The organism is Curtobacterium sp. Leaf183, from assembly GCF_001424385.1.
Classification (GTDB): Bacteria; Actinomycetota; Actinomycetes; order Actinomycetales; family Microbacteriaceae; genus Curtobacterium.
In genome coordinates this window covers 631,344-654,275 of sequence record NZ_LMPO01000001.1, presented here as the reverse complement: position 1 = coordinate 654,275, position 22,932 = coordinate 631,344, and the positions used below count along the sequence as shown (strand labels likewise).

At 70.3% G+C, this 22,932-nt stretch carries 19 protein-coding genes; 10 read left to right on the top strand and 9 right to left on the bottom strand.

The annotated features are described in order from the left end of the window. Positions 1–110: 110 nt before the first annotated feature. Together ASG04_RS03055 and ASG04_RS03050 are read right to left on the bottom strand one after the other, a co-directional pair. Positions 111–1,307 (bottom strand): FAD-binding domain-containing protein, encoded by a 1,197-nt coding sequence (locus ASG04_RS03055; protein WP_056119960.1) that lies wholly within the window; start codon positions 1,305–1,307, stop codon positions 111–113. A 91-nt stretch (positions 1,308–1,398) separates the two neighbouring features. Next, complete coding sequence (locus ASG04_RS03050; protein ID WP_056119956.1) at positions 1,399–1,824, bottom strand: PRC-barrel domain-containing protein; 426 nt, start codon at positions 1,822–1,824, stop codon at positions 1,399–1,401. A gap of 812 nt (positions 1,825–2,636) precedes the next feature. Between ASG04_RS03050 and ASG04_RS03045 the strand changes: the two genes are divergently transcribed. Both ASG04_RS03045 and ASG04_RS03040 read left to right on the top strand, forming a co-directional pair. Next, positions 2,637–3,926 carry an alpha/beta hydrolase gene (locus tag ASG04_RS03045; protein WP_162241683.1) on the top strand — a complete coding sequence of 430 codons (1,290 nt, stop codon included), beginning with the start codon at positions 2,637–2,639 and terminating at the stop codon, positions 3,924–3,926. Between the two features lie 145 nt (positions 3,927–4,071). Continuing rightward, a complete protein-coding gene (locus ASG04_RS03040) occupies positions 4,072–4,470 on the top strand; it encodes a hypothetical protein (RefSeq protein ID WP_056119951.1) in 399 nt (132 codons plus the stop codon). A 78-nt stretch (positions 4,471–4,548) separates the two neighbouring features. Here ASG04_RS03040 and ASG04_RS03035 read toward each other — a convergent pair whose 3' ends face one another. Both ASG04_RS03035 and ASG04_RS03030 read right to left on the bottom strand, forming a co-directional pair. Further along, a complete protein-coding gene (locus ASG04_RS03035) occupies positions 4,549–5,598 on the bottom strand; it encodes a methionine synthase (RefSeq protein WP_056119948.1) in 1,050 nt (349 codons plus the stop codon). A 41-nt stretch (positions 5,599–5,639) separates the two neighbouring features. Further along, positions 5,640–6,611 carry a putative oxygenase MesX gene (locus ASG04_RS03030; protein WP_056119947.1) on the bottom strand — a complete coding sequence of 324 codons (972 nt, stop codon included), beginning with the start codon at positions 6,609–6,611 and terminating at the stop codon, positions 5,640–5,642. 72 nt (positions 6,612–6,683) lie between these two features. On the opposite strand from ASG04_RS03030, the gene ASG04_RS03025 reads away from it, so the two are divergent. From ASG04_RS03025 to ASG04_RS03015, 3 genes are all read left to right on the top strand, one after another. Further along, positions 6,684–7,625 (top strand): LysR family transcriptional regulator, encoded by a 942-nt coding sequence (locus ASG04_RS03025; RefSeq protein ID WP_056119944.1) that lies wholly within the window; start codon positions 6,684–6,686, stop codon positions 7,623–7,625. 93 nt (positions 7,626–7,718) lie between these two features. Continuing rightward, positions 7,719–8,861, top strand: a complete 1,143-nt coding sequence (locus ASG04_RS03020) for a GDSL-type esterase/lipase family protein (RefSeq protein ID WP_056119941.1) — start codon at positions 7,719–7,721, stop codon at positions 8,859–8,861. A gap of 95 nt (positions 8,862–8,956) precedes the next feature. Next, complete coding sequence (locus tag ASG04_RS03015; RefSeq protein WP_056119938.1) at positions 8,957–10,423, top strand: SDR family NAD(P)-dependent oxidoreductase; 1,467 nt, start codon at positions 8,957–8,959, stop codon at positions 10,421–10,423. A 33-nt stretch (positions 10,424–10,456) separates the two neighbouring features. On the opposite strand, the gene ASG04_RS03010 is transcribed toward ASG04_RS03015, so the two are convergent. From ASG04_RS03010 to ASG04_RS02990, 5 genes are all read right to left on the bottom strand, one after another. Continuing rightward, positions 10,457–11,530: a threonine aldolase family protein gene (locus ASG04_RS03010; RefSeq protein ID WP_056119936.1), complete on the bottom strand. Its 1,074-nt coding sequence runs from the start codon at positions 11,528–11,530 to the stop codon at positions 10,457–10,459. 7 nt (positions 11,531–11,537) lie between these two features. Continuing rightward, complete coding sequence (locus ASG04_RS03005; protein WP_056119934.1) at positions 11,538–12,212, bottom strand: SDR family NAD(P)-dependent oxidoreductase; 675 nt, start codon at positions 12,210–12,212, stop codon at positions 11,538–11,540. Then, positions 12,209–13,699 carry a DUF6421 family protein gene (locus ASG04_RS03000; RefSeq protein ID WP_056119932.1) on the bottom strand — a complete coding sequence of 497 codons (1,491 nt, stop codon included), beginning with the start codon at positions 13,697–13,699 and terminating at the stop codon, positions 12,209–12,211. The genes ASG04_RS03005 and ASG04_RS03000 overlap by 4 nt, the downstream gene beginning before the upstream one ends. 488 nt (positions 13,700–14,187) lie before the next feature. Further along, positions 14,188–15,207, bottom strand: a complete 1,020-nt coding sequence (locus ASG04_RS02995) for a phosphotransferase family protein (RefSeq protein ID WP_056119931.1) — start codon at positions 15,205–15,207, stop codon at positions 14,188–14,190. Continuing rightward, entirely contained in the window at positions 15,204–16,202 is a 999-nt protein-coding gene (locus ASG04_RS02990; RefSeq protein WP_162241682.1) for a LacI family DNA-binding transcriptional regulator, read from the bottom strand. Before ASG04_RS02990 ends, ASG04_RS02995 begins: the two co-directional genes overlap by 4 nt. 168 nt (positions 16,203–16,370) lie before the next feature. On the opposite strand from ASG04_RS02990, the gene ASG04_RS02985 reads away from it, so the two are divergent. The 5 genes from ASG04_RS02985 to ASG04_RS17690 all read left to right on the top strand — a co-directional run bounded on the left by ASG04_RS02985 (position 16,371) and on the right by ASG04_RS17690 (position 22,929). After that, on the top strand, positions 16,371–17,672 hold the full coding sequence (locus tag ASG04_RS02985) for an ABC transporter substrate-binding protein (RefSeq protein ID WP_056119926.1): 1,302 nt from the start codon (positions 16,371–16,373) through the stop codon (positions 17,670–17,672). Continuing rightward, positions 17,669–18,619: a carbohydrate ABC transporter permease gene (locus ASG04_RS02980; protein WP_056119923.1), complete on the top strand. Its 951-nt coding sequence runs from the start codon at positions 17,669–17,671 to the stop codon at positions 18,617–18,619. The genes ASG04_RS02985 and ASG04_RS02980 overlap by 4 nt, the downstream gene beginning before the upstream one ends. Then, on the top strand, positions 18,616–19,581 hold the full coding sequence (locus ASG04_RS02975; RefSeq protein WP_056119921.1) for a carbohydrate ABC transporter permease: 966 nt from the start codon (positions 18,616–18,618) through the stop codon (positions 19,579–19,581). Before ASG04_RS02980 ends, ASG04_RS02975 begins: the two co-directional genes overlap by 4 nt. Beyond that, positions 19,578–21,509, top strand: coding sequence for a beta-L-arabinofuranosidase domain-containing protein (locus tag ASG04_RS02970; protein WP_056119918.1), 1,932 nt, complete (start codon positions 19,578–19,580; stop codon positions 21,507–21,509). The genes ASG04_RS02975 and ASG04_RS02970 overlap by 4 nt, the downstream gene beginning before the upstream one ends. A gap of 511 nt (positions 21,510–22,020) precedes the next feature. Beyond that, positions 22,021–22,929 (top strand): glycoside hydrolase family 16 protein, encoded by a 909-nt coding sequence (locus tag ASG04_RS17690; RefSeq protein WP_056119915.1) that lies wholly within the window; start codon positions 22,021–22,023, stop codon positions 22,927–22,929. Positions 22,930–22,932 lie beyond the last annotated feature (3 nt).

The window sequence follows — 22,932 nt, the reverse complement described above, 5'->3', positions numbered from 1 at the left end:
ACACCACGACGGATGGCTACCGGCCCCACGACGCAAGCTGCGGGGCGGAGCCGCCCCGAGCCTCCAGGCTGGGACGGAGCCAGCCAGACGGATCCTCGAGCCGGCGTCGGCTAGCGCTGATCGATGAGGCCGGGAATGCGCTCGCGGAACGGGAAGAAGCCGCGCGACGCGTACGGCCACGCTCGGCCGTCCCAGCGCCGGCGGATGGTGACGAGACCGATGCCCTCCGAGTCGAGTCGGGCGCGCAGGACCTCGAGTCGCTCGTGGACGGGGCCAACCGGTGCGTAGGGGACGACGACCGAGTCGAGACCTTCGGCCGCTGCCCACTTGACGACGGCGGAGGGTGCGGCCGAGTCGAGCACTGTCGCGGGACGTCCGCTGGCGTCCGTTGTCCGTGATGCTGCGTCGGCGACCGCACCGGCGGTGAACGCCAGTACGGGTGCGGACACTGCCGCCGGGGAGCGCTGCTCGGGATCGGCGGTCACCGCTGTCGCACGGATCGACCGTGCGAGTGAGGGGTGCTCGGCCAGCAGGCTCTCGGCCTCGAGGTCCTCCTCGTGCAGGAGCAGTCCGACGCGGTCCCCGGGGCGCCCGTCGACGTCGTCGGACGGGACCGGTGTGGAGGCGGGGAAGGGCTCCTCGTCGAGTCCACGAGCCTCGGTGGCCAGGCCGGTGGGCGCGAACCGCCCGTCGGTGTACCGGGCGATGTTCTCCGTCGTCGCCAGGTACGTCTTGCCGCGGGTCTGGAGCCCGGCCACCCATCGCCAGGACAGCGTGTTCGAGGCGGCATCACCGTCGAGCAGGTGGCGGTAGAAGAAGTCGGCGCCGAGTTGCCACGGCAGCTCGAGGGTGAAGATCCAGATGCTCGCGAACCACATGCGCGTGTGGTTGTGCAGGTACCCCGTCTCGATGAGCTCGCGGACCCAGGCGTCCATCGCGTCGATGCCGGAGCGGCCGGCGAGCACGTCCTCGTAGTGGGAGGGGAGGTCTCCCGCGAGCAGGTCGCTGACGTCGGCGCGGTAGCGGCGCCAGACCGCCGGGCGCTGCTCGAGCCAGCCCTTCCAGTAGGTGCGCCAGAAGACCTCCTGCACGAACTTCTCCGCCGACTGCAGGCTGCGTCGGGACAGGACGGCGTCGACGACCTCCTGCTCGGTGACCAGGCGGTGCCGCAGGTACGGCGACAGGCCGGAGACGTTGGTCCGCGCGGGGCCGAGGTCGTGGTTGCGGTCGCGCCGGTAGTCGGCGCCGGCGTGCGGGACGAACTCGTGCAGGGCGTCGAGGCCGGTGGCTCGGGTGGGGGTGGTCACCACGCCATCCTGCGCCTGCCGCCACCGCGGGAGCCGTGCGCTGCCGGCCGCGTCACGACAGCACCGACCCTCAGGGCGGGGAGGCCGCTGCTCACGCCGGCGGGGTCGTCCCCGCGCCCTCGGTGTCGTCTGCACCCGCAGGACCGGTACCGGCCTGGTCGAGGTTCTCGTGCGGGTCGCCCATGTCGCCGGTCGCCTTGCCGGCGGGGGACAGCCCGAAGTGCTTGCGGGCGGCGTTCTCCTCGGCGAGGGACAAGGTGCTTCCGGCTCCGGGGGACGGCGCACCCTTGATCGCGCTCTTCGCGTACCCGACGTGCAGGTCCTTCCCGTCGAAGGTGGCGTCTCCGACCGGGACGAGCGCGGTGTGGCCTCCGAAGAGTCCTGTCGCGACGCTGACGAACGCGGCGCTGCCGTCCTCGTCGGAGGGGAAGACCTGCGCGACCTTGCCGACCGATGCGCCGTCACGGTCTCGGACTGGCGCGTTCTCGACCTCGTGGATCTTGCTCTTGGTGATCATGCGTGTAGTCAACGCCCCTGGCCTGACCCGCTTGTGTCATTGCCCGTGCGGCCGGCCCGAGCGCGTCGCGGGATGTCCGTGGACGTGTGGGGCCAGTGGCGGCCCGCGGCTCGAACCTCCGCCCGATTGAAAACCGGAATGTGGAATACGTGCATGTCGGTCGAGATTCCCGCTAGGGTCGGAACCCGGACCGGGGTGGGCCGGAGGGGGATTTCATGGGGAAGATCGCGTTCGACGCGACGGCAGCAGACGGCGTCATCAGAGCGGCCACCTCGGCTGAGGACGAGCTCCGTGCGCAGTCGGGAGTCCGTCGGTCCGCCGTCGAGGAAGCAGCGGCGGACTTCTCCGGCGCCTACGCCGACAGGTTCACCGAGTCCGCCTCGGCCGAGTCAACTGATCGGGGCAAGCTGGCGACCGTCCTGAACGACCTCGTCAGTCAGGTCCGCGACGCCAAGACCGCTGCCGAGGCCGAGGAGGAACGGCTGGACGCCCTTGATGTCTGGAACGCAGCCGAACGCGACCGCCAGCACGCCGCGGCGACGTCGCTGCTCGTGACCACCACGTTGCCTCCGGTCTCGATCCGCGCGCCGAAACCGTCGGAGGTCGCGATCCGACCGCCGTCGATCCACGCAGCGTTCACGCCCCGTGAACGACGGCGGTCCGGGGGTGGCGCGGGGCACGGTCGGAGCTCGGCGGACCCGGCGCGACTGCGTGACTTCAGCTCGGTCAGCCGGGCGAACGATGCTGCTGCTGCAGCGAAGGCCTCGATGCTCGCGAGCTCGTGGAGAGCCTTCACCGCGTCGTGCTCCTGGGTGACGATCGACGGATGCACCTTCCTGACGGGGTTCGAACGGTTCCTCGAGGAGAACCGAGCCGATGCTGCGTGGATCGACCGCATCGCCGACGCGTTCGAGCAGGCAGGAGGCGTCGGATCGCTGACGAATGCCGCGATCGGCGGGGTGACCGACGACGAGCTCGTCCGAGACGTCCAACGGCTCTTCGCGACGGGACTGACCCCGACCGAGGTCGCCGCGATGTGGACGGACCTCGGTCTCACGAAGGAAGACGCTCCGGACCTCGCACTGCTTCCGACCTCGGTGTTGACCGTGTTGGGCAACCTCGAAGGGGCACCGTACTGGGCGCGCAGCGCTGCGAACGTCGCCGTGCTCGATCGTCGGATCGCGTCCGCGCAACACTTCCTGGACGACCTCGATCGTCCGGACCGCGTCTACAGCGCTGCAGCACGCAAGGACGCGGCGGACCTTTCCGCACTCGAATCGATCAAGGCTTCTCTCAATCCCAACGGCCGCAAAGGCCCTCGCACGCTCACGGTGCTCAGCGCAGACCATCCCCCTCTGGCCGCCGTCTCCATCGGAGATCTGGATGAAGCGACCAACGTCACCTGGGCGGTGCCGGGGATGGGGGCGAACACGTGCAGCATGACCGATTGGACGGATGCGGCTCAGAACGTCTATAGCGAGCAAGCCAAGGCGGTCCCCCTGGGTCGCGGCTCCACGAACGCTGCCGTCGCGTGGATGGGGTACGAGGCGCCGCCGGTCCCGCCGGCGAGTGCCGCCGTGTTCGGCAGTGACTTCGCGAAAGCCGGTGGGGAGAAGCTGGCCGCGTCGATCATGGGCCTGGACGCGACGAGGGCCGTCACCATGCCCACGGTCAATGTCCTCGGGCACTCCTACGGCACGACGACTGCGTCCTACGCGCTCACGACCGAGGGCGTGCACGTCGATTCGTTCACCGCCATCGCATCAGCGGGCATCCCGGACAGCATCCACGGGGCGGACGAGATCCATGCGGATGCGGTCTACGCGGGGCAGGCAGAAGTGGTGAAGCCGATCATCGAGCACTGGAGCGGCGACGAATGGGCGGCAGTCGGACGCGACTTCAGTACTGATCACCACCAGGATCCGACCGCGCCGGAATTCGGTGCCACGAGCTTCGGCGCCGATGGAGATCCAGGCCTCGAACCCGTCCGCTACCACGGGGTGCACACCTGGTACGGCGGCGGGTACCTCGACGAGAACACGCAGTCGCTGCAGAACGTCGCGTACGCCACGACCGGCCAGCCAGAACTGTTGACGAAGTGATCACGCCGATCTCGCTGAAGCGAGCCGATCTGGAAGGAACCGCCAGATTAAACCACCTCGGCGAGGAGTCGTCACCGTCCTCTGGGCGACAGGAGCAGGCCTGCTCACCGTCGCCCTTCTCACTGGTTGCAGCGAAGGATCTGGCATGAACGCGAAAGAAGCGAAACAGTCCATCGTCACGTTCGTCGAGGAATCGACCACGATCGTGGGCGACGGGTGGGGAGTCAGTGATGGTCCCGGGCTCGGGAAGTGCGGTCTCGGTCTGGAGCAAGGCGGCGTTCAGTACGTCTACGCGATGGTCCGTTCTGCGAGCGTCGATCCGAAGGCCGATGTCGTAGCAGTGGAGCGCCACTGGAAGGACCTCGGCGTCACGACCGAGCGGTACCAGACCGGGGGTGAGGACCCCATCCTCGGGGTGCGGGGCAGGGGCGGTCCGGTGAGTTCTTCGGACTTCCGCGCAGATCCTCGGGGGTACACGATCGACGGCAGCTCGCAGTGCATTGCGGGTGACTTCGACACGATGAGCCTCGAGGGTCAGGAGTGACGACCTCGAGCTGACCGACAGTCAGGCGCGGAGAACGGAGCGCCCGGCCAACGTGAGCTGCTGGCCGGAGCCGAGCCGCTAGCTCGCTGCCGGCACTGCAGCACCGACGAGCTCCGCTCGGACGACGTCCGCGCCGGCGGACAGCGCGCCGAGCTTCTCGAGCGCTGCGCCCCGCGCGAGCGGCGCCATCCCGCAGTTCGAACTCGGGATGAGCTTGTCCGCATCGACGAACTGGAGTGCCCGACGGAGCACCTCCGCGACCTCTTCCGGCGTCTCCACAGTCTCGGTCGCGACGTCGATCGCGCCGAGCATGACCTTCTTCCCGCGGATGAGCTCGACGAGCTCCAGCGGCACGTGGGAGTGGATGCACTCGAGCGAGACGATGTCGATCGACGACTGCTGCAGGAGCGGGAACGACTGCTCGTACTGGCGCCACTCGGCCCCGAGCGTCTCCTTCCACCGGTTGTTCGCCTCGATCCCGTAGCCGTAACAGATGTGCACGACCGTCTCGGCGCGCAGGCCCTCGGTGGCGCGTTCGAGCGCGGCGACGCCCCAGTCCTGCACCTCGTCGTGGAAGACGGTGAAGGCGGGCTCGTCGAACTGGATGATGTCGACGCCGGCGGCTTCGAGCTCGCGGGCCTCTTGGTTGAGGATCGTGGCGAACTCCCACGCCAGCTTCTCGCGGCTCTTGTAGTGCTGGTCGGAGAGCGTGTCGATCATCGTCATCGGGCCGGGCAGTGCCCACTTGATCGGGCGATCGGTCTGGGCGCGCAGGAAGCGCGCGTCGTCCACGAACACGGGCGCCCGGCGGCTGACGGCACCGACGACGGTCGGGACGGCCGCGTCATACCGGTCGCGGATCCGGACGGTCTCCTTGCGCTCGAGGTCGACACCATCCAGGTGCTCGATGAACGTCGTGACGAAGTGCTGGCGGGTCTGCTCGCCGTCGCTGACGATGTCGAGGCCGGCGCGCTCCTGCTCGTGCACGGCGGCGCGGAGTGCGTCCTGCTTGCCCTCGGCGAGGGCGGCGCCGTCGAGCCGCCAGGGGGACCACAGCTGCTCGGGCTCGGCGAGCCAGGACGGTTTCGGCAGGCTGCCGACGATGGCGGTGGGCAGGAGGGTGCTCATGGGCGGAGGAGATCCAGACGGTCGAGGAAGCGGGAAATGGGTCAGACGGCCACGGCTGTGGGACGGGATGCCCACTGCTCGAGGAGCGCCCGGTGCGGCGTGACGAGGTGCTCCTCGGTGTACCGGCCCTGGGTGATGGCGAGGCGGCTCCGCTCCTCGCGGTCGTAGGAGACGGGCGGCACCGTGTAGTCCTCGTGCGCGAGGCTCGGGCGGTAGGTGCTCGGCGCCGGGGTGTTCGCGTTGTAGATCTCCGGGCGGTAGATCTGTTGGAACGTCTCCATCGTGCTGATCGTGCCGATGAGCTGCAGGTCCGAGTAGTCGCTGAGCAGGTCGCCGCGGGAGTAGAACGCGAGCGGGGCCCTGCCGCCCGGGGGCATGAAGTACCGGACCTGCATGCCCATCCGACCGAAGTAGTCATCGGTGAGCGAGGAGTGCTCGTGCTCGTACTCGGCGCCGAGGACTGGGTGCACGAAGCCGTTCTGTCGGTAGGTCTGGCTGGTCGAGACGCTGATGCAGACGACCGGCTCGAGGTCGAACTCCGCGCGGAACGCCGAGGACTCCAGGAAGCGCTGGAACAGCTGCCCGTGCAGGTGTCCGAAGTCGGCCGGCAGCGATGGAGCCGACGGCAGCAGCACCGCGAAGTCGTAGTCCCGCAGGTACGACGAGAAGTTGTTGCCGAGGATGCCCTGGTGGCGCTCGCCGGTGTGCTGGTCGAGGATCGTGACGTCGAGCATCTCGAGCAGCGGGAACGCACCGTCGGCGCCGTCGTCGACGAAGTGCGCCGTGACGGAGACGATGTCGAGCTCCACCCGGTACCGGTCGGCGGCCGGACCCCCGGCAGCCAGGTCGTTGCAGCGGCGGTCGATCATGGCGAGGGCGTTGCGCAGGTTCTGCTGCCGGTGCTCGCCGCGCGCCAGGTTGGCGAAGTTCGTGGTCAGCCGGGAGCTGTCGGCGGGGGAGTAGTCCTCGTCGAACCGCGTCCGCGTGATGCTGAAGGTCAGGTCATTCGCCATTCCTCGATCATGACGGGAGGCGCGGGTCATCAGGTAATACCGAGTCGCTATGCGGTCGTATAGCCTCCGCCTATGGCCCGTGTCCAGAACGACATCACCCTGCAGCAGCTCCGGTACTTCATCGAGGTCGCGACCGAGGGCTCGATCAGCGCAGCCGCCGACCTGCTCTACGTCGCGCAGCCGACGCTGTCGGCCGCGATGAAGGACCTGGAGGCCCGGATCGGCCGGGCGCTCTTCGTGCGTTCGGCGCGTGGTGTCGTCCTCACCGTGGACGGGGTCGAGTTCCTCGGATACGCCCGCCAGGTCGTCGAGCAGGTCTCGCTGCTCGAGCAGCGGTACGTCGGCGGGCAGCCGTCACGCCGGCTGCTCGGGGTGTCGGCCCAGCACTACTCGTTCGCGGTGGAGGCCTTCGTCCGCATGGTCGAGGCGGCGGCTGCGGACGAGTACGAGTTCTCCCTGCGTGAGACACGGACGTGGGACATCATCGAGGACGTCCGCACCCTGCGCAGCGAAGTCGGCATCCTGTACCGCAACGACTTCAACCGGCAGGTCCTCGGCAAGCTGCTGCGGGACGCCGGGGTCGTGTTCACGCCGCTGTTCGTCGCCCAGCCGCACATCTTCGTGGCCCGGCGGAGCCCGATCGCGACCCGGAAACGCGCGACCCTGGCCGACCTGGCGGACCTGCCTCGGCTGACGTTCGACCAGGGCGCGAACAACTCCTTCTACCTGGCCGAGGAGATCCTGTCGACGATGTCCAGCAAGCGGGAGATCCGGGTGTCGGACCGGGCGACGATCTTCAACCTGATGATCGGGCTCGGCGGGTACACGATCTCGACCGGGCTGATCAGCGACGACCTGGACCCGGAGATCGTCGCCATCCCCCTCGACGTCGACGAGCGCATCGAGATCGGGTGGATCGCACACTCCTCCGTGCCCCTGACGGTGCAGGCGCAGACCTACCTGGACGAGCTGCGGGCGGTGGTCACCAGCTACGGCGTGGAGCCGCTGGGGTGAGAGCGGACCGCACACCAGACGGGAGGCGCGTGGCGGGCCCGCCACGCGCCTCCCGTCCGGTTCCTGCCAGATGGCAGCATCTACCCTGGCCGCATGGCATCCCGCAGGGCATCCCGCATGGTCGCCGGGCTGCTCGTCGCCCTCGTCGCAGGACTCGCGACGGGGTGCGCCTCGACCGGGTCAGGCACAGACGAACCCCTCGCCGCGTGGAACACCGCCGTGGCGGACCGGTCCGATGCTCCCGCGCGGTGGGTCGCGCTGGGCGACTCGATCACCGAGGGGCAGGGCGCCTCGACCCGTTCCACCCGCTGGATGGACCTGACGCTCGACCAGCTCCGGAAGGAGCACCCGACCTCCGGCGCCCGTGGCGGTGCCGGGTACCTCCCCGCGCAGTTCGCCGTCTACGAGCCGGACTCGACGTGGGCCGACTGGGCGACCGCGCGCTCCGGATCGAGCCAGTTCGACAAGACCGTGCCCGACCTGGGCTACCGGTCCGTCGCCATGCAGGCGGGCGCGTCACGGACGTACCCGTTCACGGGGACCGGGCTCGACATCTGGTGGACGCGCTACGAGGGGTCGGGCGACTTCACCTACAGCATCGACGGCGGCGCACCGCGGACGGTGTCCACGACGGGGAAGGCCAGCACGGGGACCGTCACCAAGGTGGACGACCTGCGGCGCGGCAAGCACACCGTCACCGTCACCGCAGTCGCGCCGTTCTCGTTGCAGGGCTTCACGATCTACGACGGCGACCGGGACAAGGGCATCCAGCGGTACGACTCCGCGCAGTCCGGTGCGACGATCTCGACCTTCACCCGGGACCAGGCCGGGTTCCTGACGGCCATGCGCCGGGCCGCACCGGACCTGGTCACGATCACGCTGGGCGGCAACGACGCGCAGCACGTGACGCCGGCCGAGCTCGGCACGCAGTACCGGGCGTTCCTGGAGGCGCTCGCCGCACTGCCGTCGAAGCCGTCCTTGCTGGTGATCGGGGAGTTCACGCCGGCGTCCTCGATGACGAGCAACATGTCGAGTCCCTGGTCGAGCTACCTCGCTGCGACGAAGCAGGCGGCCACGAAGGCCGGGGCCGTGTACGTGAGCATGGACGACACCCTCCCGAAGGCCACGTACTCCGGCAAGGGGATCTACTCGACGGACGGCATCCACCCGAACGACAAGGGGCAGCAGCGGATCGCGAAGCTCGTGCTGTCGACGCTGGCGGCGCACGACGGGTAGCCACCGCTGGTGACGGGTGTTGCCCGTGCGGCAGGATGGGGTGACATGGTTCGACGAGGTCCTGTCCACGCCGGTGACCGCGCGTAGAATCCCGTGTGACCTCCGAGCGTTCTGATCCCAGCGGCATCGACCCCGACGACCTCCGCGTCGCGCTCCGGGTCCTCGAGCAGCTGCCGTCGATCGACGAGACGCACCCGGACTTCGTCAGCATCCGGCAGGCGACGGCGAAGATGTTCAAGGCCGTCAAGCGGGCGCACCGGCTCGAGAAGCGGGCGGTCATCGCCGAGGCAGACCGTCGCGTGATCGCCGCCACCGCGACCGGCGCCGCCGATCGCATCGACGACGAGACCCGCGGCGTCCCGATCAGCGCATCGACCCAGAGCGCCACCGCGGGCACGCTGCTGAAGTCCCGCCCGTGCTACATGTGCAAGCAGCACTACACGCTGGTCGACGCGTTCTACCACCAGCTGTGTCCCCGGTGCGCTGCGCTGAGCCACGCCAAGCGCGATGCCCGGACGGACCTGACGGGCAAGCGGGCGCTGCTCACCGGCGGCCGCGCGAAGATCGGCATGTACATCGCGCTCCGGCTGCTCCGTGACGGCGCACACACGACGATCACGACGCGCTTCCCGCGCGACGCCGTGCGCCGGTTCGCGAGCCTGCCCGACGCCGCGGAGTGGATGCCGCGGCTCAAGGTCGTGGGCATCGACCTCCGCGACCCCGCCCAGGTGATCGGTCTCGCCGAGGACGTGGCGGCTGCCGGTGCCCTCGACATCCTGATCAACAACGCGACACAGACCGTCCGGCGCTCGACCGGGGCGTACCAGCCTCTGGTCGACGCCGAGCTCGCGCCGTTGCCGGACGGACCACTGCCCGAGCTGGTGACGTTCGGGCACACGAGCGACCGGCACCCCCTGGCGCTCGAGCGATCGGTCTCCGCGCACCCCATCCTGGCGGCGGCCGCGGCCCGAGCGGACGAGCTCACCGAGCAGGCGCTGGCCCCGGGGTCGAGCTCGCTCGAACGACACGCTGCCGGGACCGCCATCGATGCCGGCGGTCTGGTGCCCGATCTGCACGACGACAACTCGTGGACCCAGCGCGTGGACGAGGTCGATCCGCTCGAGATGCTCGAGGTCCAGCTGGCGAACACGACCGCGCCGTTCATCCTGATCTCGAAGCTGCGACGGGCGATGGCGGCGAGTGCTGCGCGGCGGACGTACGTGGTGAACGTCAGCGCCATGGAAGGGGTCTTCGGCCGCGCGTACAAGGGCCCGGGACACCCGCACACGAACATGGCGAAGGCCGCGGTCAACATGCTCACGCGGACGAGCGCGCACGAGGTGTTCGAGACCGACGGCATCCTGATGACCAGTGTCGACACGGGCTGGATCACCGACGAGCGGCCGCACGCAACCAAGCTCCGACTCGCCGAGGAGGGCTTCCACGCCCCGCTCGACCTGGTCGACGGCGCCGCCCGGGTCTACGACCCGATCGTCCGGGGCGAGGCCGGCGAGGACCTGTTCGGCGTCTTCCTGAAGGACTACGCGCCCAGCGCGTGGTGACCGGTCCGGCCTCTCCACGAGATCACACGCTGGTCAGACCGCCGCGACCTCCCGCGCCAACGCCGCCACGAACGCGTCGATGTCCTGTTCGGAGGTGTCGAACGAGCACATCCACCGCACCTCGTTCCGCGAGGCGTCCCAGTCGTAGAACCGGAAGTGCTCGCGCAGCCGATCGGCCACGCCGGCGGGCAGCGTCGCGAACACCCCGTTCGCCTGGGTCTCCTGGCTGAAGCCGACGCCCTCGATGCTGCCGTCGGCGAGCCCCGCCTCGAGCGCACCGCGCAGTCGGGCGGCCATGGCGTTCGCGTGCGAGGCCGACCGCAGGTACAGGTCGTCGGTCAGCAGGGCGATGAGCTGCGCCGACACGAACCGCATCTTCGACGACAGCTGCATGTTCATCTTCCGCAGGTAGTGCAGTCCCTCGGATGCATCGGGGTTCAGCACGACGATCGCCTCGCCGTAGAGCATCCCGTTCTTCGTCCCACCGAAGCTCAGCACGTCGACGCCGGCGTCCGTGGTGAAGTCGCGGAGCGGCAGTCCGAGGCTGGCGGCGGCGTTCGAGATGCGGGCGCCGTCCATGTGCAGGGTCATGCCGAGCGGGTGGATGTGGTCCGCGATCGCCCGGATCTCGTCGACGGAGTAGGCCGTGCCGAGCTCGGTGGTCTGGGTGATCGACACCACGAGCGGCTGGGGGCGGTGCTCGTCGCCCCAGCCCCACGCCTCTTTGTCGATCAGGTCCGGGGTGAGCTTGCCGTCCGGGGCGTCGACGGTGAGCAGCTTGATGCCGGCGACCCGCTCGGGTGCTCCGGCCTCGTCGGTGTGGATGTGCGCGGTCGAGGTGCACACGACCGCGCCCCATCGCGGCAGCATCGACTGCAGGCCGACGACGTTCGCGCCGGTGCCGTTGAAGACCGGGAAGGCCTGGGCATGCGACCCGAAGTGCGCCGTGATGACGTCCTGCAGGCGTGCCGTGTAGACGTCCTCGCCGTAGGCGATCTGGTGTCCCTGGTTCGCGGCGGCGATCGCCTCGAGGACCTCGGGGTGGACCCCGGCGTAGTTGTCCGAGGCGAAGCCCCGCAGGTCGAGGTCGTGGAGTTGGAGAGTCACGGGTTCATCATCCTCGGGAGACGTGGGGAAGGGGGATGCGGGTGCCGTTGAGCGTGTCTGGTGGGGCGTCCCAGAGCCGGACGACCTCGTCGCCGAGCTGGTCCTCGAGTCCGTCGAGCGCGCGGACGACGACGATCGCGGCTGCTGCCGAGGCCGGTGCGTCCTTCCGGAAGCCCTGGGCCACGGCACGGACCCAGGTGTCGGCAGCGGCCTTCGCGGCGGCGTAGTTCGCGCCCCCGACGGTGGGGGAGTCGACCGCCGTGGACGACACGGTCACGAGTCGTCCCGCTGGCGAAGCGACGAGGTCGGGGTTGAACACCCGGGTCGTGTTGCGCAGGGTGCGGAAGCCGCGGTCGAAGAAGTCCCAGTCCTCGTCGGACTGTCCGGCGAGCCCACCGCCACCGCGCCACCCACCGACCAGGTGGACCAGCCCGTCGACCGGGCCGTGGGCGTCGTGGACCGTCGCCGCCAACGCGGTGACCGCACCGAGGTCGGCGAGGTCGCACGCGTGGGTGGTGACGCCCGGGACGGACGCAGCCAGGGCCTCCAGGGCGTCGTGTCGGGTGCCGACGGCGACGACCGTCGCACCGGCGGCGGTGAGCGCCCGCGCGACGGCCGCGCCGCTGGCACTGGTCGCTCCCGCGATCAGCACCAGCCGACCGGCGACGGAACGACCGCTCACGCGGCGTCCGCGACGCGAGCGGAAGCGGCGGCGTCGGGTGACGCGCCGGTGATCCCGGCCGTCGACGCGATCACCGCGGCCATCTTCTTGTTGAGCGCCTCGTAGAACATCGACAGCGGGAACTCGTCGTCCAGCACCGCGTCGGTGTAGCCCTTCGGCGGTCCGGCGAGCGTCTCGCTCGGCAGGCCGGCGGCCCACCGGGAGGCCGGGTGCGGCGTGAGCGTCTGGCTCACCATCGCGTACGCGGCGAGCCAGTGCGCCGACTTCGGCCGGTCGATCGACCGCCAGTACAGCTCGTTGATCTGGTCGCTGAGCGCGATGATGACGTCCGGCACCGCGTCCCAGTCGATCGTGAGCTGCGTGTCCGTCCAGTGCAGGACACCGTGCTGGTGCATCCACGCGAACAGCAGCTGGCCGCCGAGCCCGTCGTAGTTGCGGACGCGGCTGCCGGTGATCGCGAAGCGGAAGATGCGGTCGAAGACCACCGCGTACTGCACCAGCCGCGCGTGGTCGCGGATCTCCCGCTGCGCCGCCGACAGCTCGTTGTCCGGCATCGCCGACAGGGTCCGGTCCAGGCGCACCGACTCGCGGAACGCCGTCAGGTCGCAGCGCAGCTCCTCGAGCGAGTACAGGAAGAAGGGCATCCGCTGCTTGATCATGAACGGGTCGAACGGCAGGTCACCGCGCATGTGCGAGCGGTCGTGGATGATGTCCCACATCATGAACACCCGCTCGGTCAGCTCCTGGTCGTCGAGCATCGCGGCGGCGTCGTCGGGCAGGTCGAGCTTGGTGATCGCCGCTGCCGCACGGACCACCCGGCGGTAGCGGGCGGCCTCGCGGTCCTGGAAGATCGCGCCCCAGGTGAACGCCGGGACCTCGCGCATCGCGACCGTCTCGGGGAACAGCACCGCGGAGTTGGTGTCGTAGCCGGGGGTGAAGTCGACGAAGCGCAGCGCGACGAACAGCGCGTTGCCGTGGTCGCCGGCCTCGAGCTCGGCGATGAACTCGGGCCAGATCGTCTCCACCAGGACCGCCTCGAGCAGCCGACTCGAGCTGCCGTTCTGCGTGACCATCGGGAAGACGACCAGGTGGCCGAGGCCGTCGACGCGGTGCTGCTGCGGCTGGAAGGCGTTCAGCGCGTCGAGGAAGTCCGGGACACCGAACCCCTGCTGTTCCCATCGCGCGAAGTCGCGCTGCAGGGCGGCGAGGTACGCCGCGTCGTGCGGGAAGTGCGGGGCCAGTTCGGCGATCGCCGGGAGGATCGTGGCCACGTGTTCCGCGGCCGCCCGGTGGTCCGCCTGGTCCGGTACTGAGCCGTCCTGCGCCTGCAGCGCACGGAACGCCACGACGGCGTCCTTCAGACGGAGCCAGCCGGGATGCGTGGCGACCTGACGGACGGTGCGGTCCTGCTCCGTCGCGCGGTCCTCGACGACCTCGGGTTCACCGACGATGGCGTCCTGCGTGTGGGCGTGGACGAACTGCGACATGTCGAACCTCCCGTCGTTGGGCTGCTGCGGAAGCAGGAGGACCGGGCCCGGTGGCTGGTCCTGACGGAATCCTAATGAGCAAGCGGCGACGCAATTCGCCCACTTTCCGGCGGAAACGTGCGCGGTTGCGGCCCCGACGCGGCGATGTCGGCGGCCCGCGCAACAACCCCGCGGCCGGGCGGACGACTTCGTTCTGGGGGATGACGAATGAGGTGCGCGAACCGCGGGATCTGCCGACCGGATTCGTCACCGAGCGTGCTCGTTGCGTGGACCCCCGCGGTCAGCGCCGGGGTGCGCTCAGACCGCAGAACGGGCCTCCCGGTGCAGGCGAGCCGGATCAGAACGTGGTCGTGCCACGGAGGCGTCAAGCCAGGCCGTCGTCCCTGCCGGCACGGACGTCCGTCGCGGTGTTCCCGCGTTTGTCGCGGGCGAGGAACCAGTCGCGCGGCTCGGTCTGCACGGTGCGACCCGACGCGCGCGGATCTCGATCACCGTCGATCGCGCTCCAGCACCGGGAACGCATGGAGGTGGCTCCGGCCCTCGAGCAGGCCGGTCATCCGTCCCGCGGCGAGGTCCCGCACCGCGCTCTCCGGGTGGTGCGCCGCGATCGCCAGCTCCACCCACATGTCGCAGAACTCGAGCCGCGCCCGGAGGTCCGCCCGCGCGAACAGCTCCGGGTAGGCCTCGCGCAACCACTCCGGCACCGCCGCGAGCGTTGCCGGGTCGAGGCCCTGCGCGTCCGGCGTCGGCGGGAACTCCGACGGACGGGCGCACCAGCGCAGGATCGTGTCGAGCTCGACGTCGGCGGGCGCGGCGATCGTCTCGGCGAAGTCGATCAGCCCCGACACGGCCGGCCCGGACACCGGGTCGTCCTCGACGACGAGGTTCGAGCCGTGCAGGTCCCCGTGCACCAGGACCAGCTCGTCGTCGGCGAACAGGGGCAAGCGTTCCCCGATCCACCGTCCGACGGCGTCGAGCAGCCGCGCGTCGTGACCGGGCACCCGTCGCGCGTCGTCGACGAGGGTCGGTGCCACCGCCACGACGGGCGGGTGGTAGGCGGGCCAGACGTCGTGCGGGCCGTCGAGCGCGTCGGCCAACCAGGGCGGCTGGAGTCCTGCCGGTGCCGGCACACGGTGGAGCGCCCGGAGTGCCGTGCCCAGGTCGTGCACGAGCGCACGACGCTGGCCGACGGACGCCGACGGCCACGCATCGTGCAGCAACTGGCCGGGGAGTCGACCGGAGACGTACCAGGCGCCGTCTGGTCCGTCCCCGCTGCCCAGGTACGGCGCGTGTGGCACGTCCGGCGGCAGCAGGGGGACCACGGCGGCCTCGTGTCGGTAGGCGTCGGCCGCCTGTGCGCCGCCGACGCGGACCACGACCCGGTCTCCGATCCAGGCGCGGCTGACCCATCCGCTCTTCCGCGCCCAGGGGCCGTCCGACGGAAGACCGGCCGCGGCGAGTATCCGGTCCGGCTCGCTCCTGGCGGGAGCCCGGTCCGGCTCGCTCACGTCGACTGCCTCGGCACCAGGAAGCACTCGGCGGTGCGGACCCCGCCCGGGACCGCCTGGTCCTGGATCATCTGCATGAGCAGGGCCGCGGCCTGGCGCCCGACCTCGCGCAGGTTGAGGTCCACCGACGTGATGCTCGGCCGTGCCGCGTCGGTGATGACGCTCCAGTTGTCGACGCCGACGACGCCGACCTGGGTGGGGACGGACACGCCGGCGTCACGCAGGCAGTCGACCACGCCGCGGGCGATCTGGTCACTCGTGCAGAACACACCGTCGAAGTCCGTCGCGAGCAGCCGTGTCGCCGCCTCGTAGCCCCAGCGTTCGCTCCACTCGCCGTAGAGCGCGTCCCCGCCGGCGAGCGTGGCACCCGCGGCGGCGATCGCCCGCTTGGCGCTGTCGACACGGTGCGAGCTGGCGGTGTGGCGCCGGGCACCGGAGACCACCGCGATGGAGCGGCGTCCGGACCCGAGCATGTGGTCGATCGCCCGAGCGGCACCGGCTTCGTCATCCGGCACGATCGAGACGTCCCGGGGGTCGAGGGACGGCGCGAGTGCGTACACGGCGGGCACGCCCAGCAGTTCGGTGATCGACGGGCGCGGGTCGCTCGAGCGCCCGGTCACGACGATCCCGTCGACGCGTTGCTTGAGGAACGTCTGCACGTAGTGGGCTTCGCGGATCGGGTCGCCGCGACTCTCGGCGAGCAGCATCGAGACCTCGCCGGGCCCGAAGGTGTCCTCGGCGCCCGTCAGGATCGGGATGGTGAACCGTCCGTACGCGTCCGTCGACAGCACGCCGACCAGGAAGGACCGGCCGGGAGGATCGACCCGCGTCTCGGCGCGCACGGTCAGTCCCAGGGCGGTCGCCACCGCTGCCACACGCTGACGGGTCGCCTCGGCGATCTGCCCCCGCCCGTTCAGGACCTTGGACACCGTGCCGACCGAGACCCCGGTCTGGGCGGCGACGTCGGCGAGGGTCACCTCTCGACGGTTGACCACGCTGTCCTCCTCGTGATGCGGTCCGCGCTCCGTCCGGTCGGACGGCACTCGGCAAACCTTGCCGCATCACGATTCGGTCGTCAAGCATTGACACGCGTTTCGCGGCGCTCTAGCGTCGGCAAACACAGCAAAGCTTGCCGCAACGCTGCGGCAAGGAGCGACTTGGAGATGACGATGAAGACATCCACGATCCGGCGGAGCGCGACCCTGGTGGCCGCCCTCACGGTCGCCGCACTCGGCTTGGCAGGGTGTTCCTCGAGCGGCACAGCCGACGGCGGTGGTGCCGCGAAGGGCACCGTCACGCTGTGGCAGCGCGACGGGGGCGTCGACCTGTCCGACCAGGTCAAGGCGTACGAGAAGGCGCACCCCGACGTCACGGTGAAGATCTCCACGATCCAGGCCGACCAGTACCTCACGAAGCTGGCGAACTCGGCCCGGGCCGGGTCGGTGCCCGACCTGGTCAGCTACGACATCGTCAACACGCCGCTGCTCGCGACCCAGGGCCTGCTCGCCGACGTCACGGACCGGGTGGCGAAGCTGTCGAACACGGACGACCTCGCCCCGGCCGGTGTCGAGATCGGCACGCTCGACGGCAAGAACTACGCCCTGCCGGTCGCGCTCACCGGGTCGCAGATGTTCTGGAACAAGTCGCTGTTCACCAAGGCGGGGCTCGACCCGACGAAGCCGCCGACGTCCCTCGCCGAGGTCAAGGCCGCGGCCGAGAAGATCCAGGCGCTCGGCGGCGGGGTCTCCGGGTTCTCGACCCTGGGCGGCGTCGGGCAGGCGTGGACCGGGTTCCCGAGCTCGTGGGCGAAGAGCGGCACCGTGCTCACCGCCGCGGGCAAGAACCAGAAGGCGGAGTTCACGAGCGACGCGCTCGTCGGCATGGTCGACTGGTACCAGGACATGTGGAAGTCCGGCCTGATGCAGAAGACCGACCAGCCGAACCAGGACCCGGGCAACGTCGGGCAGGAGAACGCGCTGAACGGCAAGGTCGGCATCGTGTTCGGCGGGGCGAACACGCTCACCGCGAAGAAGGCCGACTTCGGCAGCGCGGTCGGCATCCCCGGCGTGGACGGCGGCTCGGGCTCGTTCCTCGGCGGTGACGAGATCGGCATGACCGCGGGGGCGAAGAACGCCGACGGTGCGTGGGCGCTCATGAAGTGGCTCGTCAGCTCGAAGCAGGCGGCGCAGATCGACCTGTCGCAGGGCTGGATCGCACCCGACCTGACCGTGGCGAAGACCCTGGCGACGGACGACTGGTCGAAGGACATCGTCGACACGCTGGCGATCGGCAAGCTGCCGAAGAGCATCGCGTACAACGCGGTCATCAACGACCCGAACGGCCCATGGGCGCAGCAGTCCCAGAAGGTGATCTTCCAGGGGGCCGACGCGTCCACCGCCCTGGCGAGCGCCGAGAAGCAGGCGAACTCGCTCATCGAGCAGGCGTACAGCCAGGTCGGACAGTGACAGCCGTCACGTCCACGGCGCTCGCCGGGGCCGCGGCCGGGACCACGCGGTCCCGGCCGCGTGCCGGGAGCCGTCGCCGACAGACGCTGGCGTGGGTGCTGGTCGCCCCCGCCCTCGTCCTCGCGCTCGTGTTCTTCGTCGTGCCGATGGTGCTGCTCGTCGGGATGTCGTTCTCGAACTGGCCGCTGCTCGGCAAGGTCAGCCTGGCGGGCGTCGCGAACTACACGCAGGCGTTCCAGGACGCGGCCTTCTGGCGCTCGCTCGTCTTCTCACTGCTGTTCACCGTCGTGGCGGTGCCGCTCGGGATGGCCGTGAGCTACGCGGCGGCGACGATGGTCCGCGGCGAGGGCCGGTTCGTGTCGTTCGTCAGGACCGCGTTCTTCATGCCGGTCGTCATCGGCTTCACCGCGGCGGCCTACATGGCGAACGTGCTGCTCGTCCCCGGCACGGGCGTGATCAACGTGCTCCTGCGGTCCGTCGGGCTGACCGACGGTGACACCGCGTGGTTCACGGCGCCCGGCCCGGCGTTCTGGGCGGTCATCGTCCTGACGGTGTGGAAGTCGATGGGCGTCGCGATGATCCTGCTGATGGCCGGCATGCAGGCCGTGCCGACCGAGGTGATCGAGGCGTCCAAGATCGACGGCGCCGGGTGGTGGCGGCGAGAGGGGTCCGTCGTCTTCCCGCTGGTCCGGCGGCAGTTCGCGCTGTGCCTGCTGCTCGCGGTGTCCGGCTCGATCCTCGTCTTCGACCAGTTCTACGTGCTGACGAAGGGCGGTCCGAGCGGGGCCACCACCACGACGGTCATGTACACGTACCAGCAGTCCTTCGTCCGCTACGACCTCGGGTACGGCGCCGCCCTGTCGATGATCCTCACCGTGATCATCCTCGCCATCGCGGTCGTCCAGCTGCGGGCGCTGCGTTCGACCGGAGCGGAGGACGACCGATGAGCGCGACCGACGTCACCGGGCGCACGACCGCAGCCTCCCGACGCAGCGCGGGTGGAGCCTCCACGTCGGATGCCGCGGACCGGGCGGACGCGCCGGGCGTGACCCCACCACGCCGACGTCGCGTGCATGCGGGCGACGTCGCCTACATCGCCGTCGGCACGGTGCTCGCGCTGCTGTTCATCGCACCGATCGTCTACATCCTGTTCCGGTCGTTCCTGCCGGCGGACGCGGACGCGCGGGGGATCGGGTTCGAGTCGATCGCGACGCTCACGCTCCGGAACTACGCCAAGGTGTTCGACCCCTCGGTGGACCTCCGGCAGAACATCGTGAACTCGTTCGTCGTCGCCATCGCGGTCGCCGTGCTCGTCGCCCTCGTGTCGACGCTCGCCGCCTACGCGCTGTCGAAGATCCGGTTCCGCGGTTCGTCGGTCGTGTTCGTGCTCCTGCTCGCGCCGCTCGTCGTCCCGTTCCAGGGGCTGCTGACCCCGCTGTCGATCATCCTGGGCAAGCTCGGGCTGCTCGACTCGCTCGCGGGGGTGGTGCTCGTCCTCGTGACGCTGCAGCTGCCGTTCTCGGTGTTCGTCATGCGGAACACGTTCGACGGCATCCCGCCCGAGCTCGAGGACGCCGCGGCCATCGACGGTGCCGGCACGGGGCGCATCCTGCGCTCGGTGATGCTGCCGCTGGCGTGGCCCGGACTCGTCACCACCGCCCTGTTCGGCTTCATGGCCGGCTGGAACGACCTGCTCAGCTCGGTGACGTTCCTGTCGACCGACAGCAAGTACACCCTGCCGCTCGCACTCTCGAGCATCAGCACGTCCTTCAAGATCCCCGGCGTCCCGGTGATCGACCCGGGGCTCCTCACCGCCGTCGCGTGCGTCGCGACCGTGCCGGTGGTCGTGCTGTTCCTCGCCCTGCAGCGGTACTACACCCGAGGTCTCATCGGAGGATCCATCAAATGACCATCCAGGACATCCCGACCACCGACGGCACCGTCGCCACCACCGAGGGCCGATCGCACCGTCCGCTCCCGCTCGGCAGCATCACCCCGCGCGGCTGGCTGCTCGACCAGCTGCGGCTGCAGGCCGACAACATCACCGGGCAGCTCGAGGCGATCTGGCCCGACGTCGGTCCGGACAGCGGCTGGCACGGTGGTCCGGGCGAGAACTGGGAGCGCGGCCCGTACTACCTGGACGGGCTGGTCCCGCTCGCCCACGTCCTGCACGACGAGACGCTGCTCGCGCTCGCCGGACCGTGGATCGAGTGGATCCTCGGGTCGCAGCGCGACGACGGGTTCTTCGGACCGGCCGGGAACGACGACTGGTGGCCCCGCATGGTCGCCCTCAAGGTGCTCACCCAGCACGCCGACGCCACCGGGGACGACCGGGTGGCCCCGTTCCTCGAACGGTACTTCCGGCACCAGCTCGACCACCTCCCCGGCCGGCCGCTGACGTCGTGGGGGCGTGCCCGGGGCGCCGACAACGCCCTGTCGGTCTGGTGGCTGTACGAGCGGACCGGTGATGCCTGGCTGCTGGACCTGGTCGACCTGCTCGCGGCGCAGACCACGCGGTGGGACGACTACCTGGCGGACGGACTGATCACCGGGCCCGCTCGTACGTTCTCGCACCGGACCCACGGACCGAACGTCGCCATGGGGCTGAAGACCGGTGCGGTGGACGCACTCCGCGACCACGACCTGGCCGGGCACGCTGCCCGGACGGAGTCGTCCTTCGGGGCGCTCGACCGCTGGCACGGACAGGCCAACGGGTGGTTCTCCGGCGACGAGTGGCTGGGCGGACGCGAGGCGACGGCGGGCATCGAGACCTGCCAGGTCGTCGAGATGATGTTCACCGCCGCGGTGCACGCGCAGGTGTACAGCCGAGGTGTGGACGGCGACCGGCTGGAGTCCCTGGCGTACAACCTGCTGCCGGCATCGAGCGACCCGGAGATGCGCGGACACCAGTACCACCAGCAGGCGAACCAGGTCGAGGTGTCCGTCGCGCGTCGGGACTGGAGCTTCTCGTCCGACGACGCCGGCATCTTCGGGCTGGAACCGCACTTCGGGTGCTGCACGGCGAACCTGCACCAGGGGTGGCCGAAGTTCGTGGCGCACCTGTGGCTGCGCGACGACGACGGGTTGCGGGTGGTCGCGTACGCACCGTCCGCGGTCGAGACGGACGTCGACGGTGACCCGGTGTCGATCGTCGTCGACACGGCGTACCCGTTCGACGAGACCGTCACGATCCAGGTGGCGACGGACCGGACGGCACCGTTCGCACTGCGCCTGCGGATCCCGGCGTGGGCGACGGACGCGGTCCTGACGGTCGGCGGCGAGGCCGTCGCACTCGCCCGTGCCTCCGCGGACGGGTACGTGACCCTGGAGCGGGACTGGTCCGCGGCCGGCGACGTCGTCCTCGTCCTGCCCATGCGCGCGCGGGTGGTCCGGCGCGAGCGCCAGGCAGCGGCGGTCCGGCTCGGGCCGCTCGTGATGGTGTACGCCCCGGGCGAGCGGTGGGTGTCCCACGAGGACGCGCCCGGCCTCGGGGAGTGGGAGGTCCACCCGCGCGGATCGTGGAACTGGGCGCTCGCCGAGGTCGGAGCCGCAGACGGGTGGCGGGTCACGCGCGACACGGTCCCCGACGCTCCCTGGTCGCTCGTGGGCCGGCGCGGTGCACCGGTCGTGCTGCACGCACCCGGTGCGCGAGCGACCGGCTGGAGGACGGCCGGGGCGCAGGCGGACGTCCCGCCCGGCAGCCCGGTGCTCGACCACGGTCCGGACGACGACCTGCGACTGGTGCCCTACGGATCGGCGCGAATCCGGGTCACGGAGTTCCCGGTGATCGGGAACTGGCGGGACGTCGACGACCCGGACGAGCCCGTCCGTCGGTGATGCGAGGGATCGCGCGAGGGGTGCGGGGGCGCCTGCCACGTGTTCGGGGCTGTGCAGACGCCCTCGCGCTACGACGCCGTCGGGTACGACGTGGTTCGTCGGACGATGTCCACCCTGTCCAGGGGTCGGGCATCCGCGGCTAGGGACCACGGAGTAGCGCGGTCGACAGTACGGTGCAGCGCGCGTCGGCCTCCCAGACAGGGTCGCGAACCGACGGAAAACGCACGCCGACCGGTGCCGTCCGGCCAGCCCGCGACGTGCGCGCGCCGGCCGGACGACACCGGGAGTTCAGACGCCGATTTGTGCAGCGCCCCCCAAACGGGGCACACATGATGCATCATGTCTGGGGGACGCGTCACCGAACCCACCGGCATCCCGCCGCCTGCACGCGTCCCTTCCGTATGCCGCTTCCCGCGCCCGAGCCCCTCAAGGAGCCCGACATCTCCACTCGAAGCACGCGCACGTCCCTGCGCTTGACGACCCAGACGTCCCCCACCGAACGGAACGCCCGATGAACCGCCGCGCCAAGATGATCGCGGTGGCCGCCGCAAGCCTCATGCTGGTCGGTGCCCCGACCGCCGCCAACGCCTGCGCATGGTGGGGCTGGGACGGTGGCTCCCACCACTCCCGCCCGACGCCGGCGCCGACCCCCACCGAGGACCCGTCGCCCACCCCGACCCAGGAACCGACCCCGACCGAGGAGCCGACCGAGGAGTCGGCGCCCGTCGAGGACACGACCCCCAGCCCCGCGCCGTCCGACGACGTGACCGCCCAGCCGGCGGTCCAGGCGGACTCCGCCGCGACGCCGCCTGCCGCCTCGTTCGTCGAGGACTTCAACACCCCGGCGCTGCTCGGCCAGGTCTCGTCGCTGTACAAGCAGGCGTGGCAGCCCTACCCGGACGGCACCTCGGGCATCTACGCCCCGAGCAAGACCGTGTCCGTCGCTGACGGCGTCATGAACGTCGCCCTCGGCGGTGCGGGTTCGGCCGGCACCTTCGGCACCTCCGCCGGTGCGTGGGGGCACGTCGGCGGGACCTTCTCGGTCCGTGCCAAGGCAGAGGGCGGCGACGGCAACGGCGCGGCCTTCATGCTGTGGCCGTCCTCGAACAACTGGTCCGACGGCGAGATCGACTTCCCCGAGGGCAACTTCGAGTCGAGCCCGTCCGGCTTCCAGCACTCGATGGTCCCCGGCCGCGGCGCCGAGCGCGAGCAGATCGGCACGAACGTGTCGTGGCGTGACTGGCACACCTACACGGTGAACTGGGTCCCCGGCAAGTCCGTCACGTACAGCGTCGACGGCACGGTCCTGAAGACCGTGACGCACGACGTGCCGACCACGCCGCACCGCTTCATGTTCCAGACCGGCAACTGGGGTGCGTCCGGCACCCTGCAGATCGACTGGGTCTCCACCACCGAGTGACGA

What these genes read in the sequence shown, in the direction of transcription:
- ASG04_RS03050 (WP_056119956.1), bottom strand. Translation starts at nt 1,824, where the DNA reads ATGATCACCAAGAGCAAGATCCACGAGGTCGAGAACGCGCCAGTCCGA.
- ASG04_RS03040 (WP_056119951.1), top strand. Translation starts at nt 4,072, where the DNA reads ATGAACGCGAAAGAAGCGAAACAGTCCATCGTCACGTTCGTCGAGGAA.
- ASG04_RS03035 (WP_056119948.1), bottom strand. Translation starts at nt 5,598, where the DNA reads ATGAGCACCCTCCTGCCCACCGCCATCGTCGGCAGCCTGCCGAAACCG.
- ASG04_RS03030 (WP_056119947.1), bottom strand. Translation starts at nt 6,611, where the DNA reads ATGGCGAATGACCTGACCTTCAGCATCACGCGGACGCGGTTCGACGAG.
- ASG04_RS03025 (WP_056119944.1), top strand. Translation starts at nt 6,684, where the DNA reads ATGGCCCGTGTCCAGAACGACATCACCCTGCAGCAGCTCCGGTACTTC.
- ASG04_RS03020 (WP_056119941.1), top strand. Translation starts at nt 7,719, where the DNA reads ATGGCATCCCGCAGGGCATCCCGCATGGTCGCCGGGCTGCTCGTCGCC.
- ASG04_RS03000 (WP_056119932.1), bottom strand. Translation starts at nt 13,699, where the DNA reads ATGTCGCAGTTCGTCCACGCCCACACGCAGGACGCCATCGTCGGTGAA.
- ASG04_RS02985 (WP_056119926.1), top strand. Translation starts at nt 16,371, where the DNA reads ATGACGATGAAGACATCCACGATCCGGCGGAGCGCGACCCTGGTGGCC.
- ASG04_RS02975 (WP_056119921.1), top strand. Translation starts at nt 18,616, where the DNA reads ATGAGCGCGACCGACGTCACCGGGCGCACGACCGCAGCCTCCCGACGC.
- ASG04_RS02970 (WP_056119918.1), top strand. Translation starts at nt 19,578, where the DNA reads ATGACCATCCAGGACATCCCGACCACCGACGGCACCGTCGCCACCACC.
- ASG04_RS17690 (WP_056119915.1), top strand. Translation starts at nt 22,021, where the DNA reads ATGAACCGCCGCGCCAAGATGATCGCGGTGGCCGCCGCAAGCCTCATG.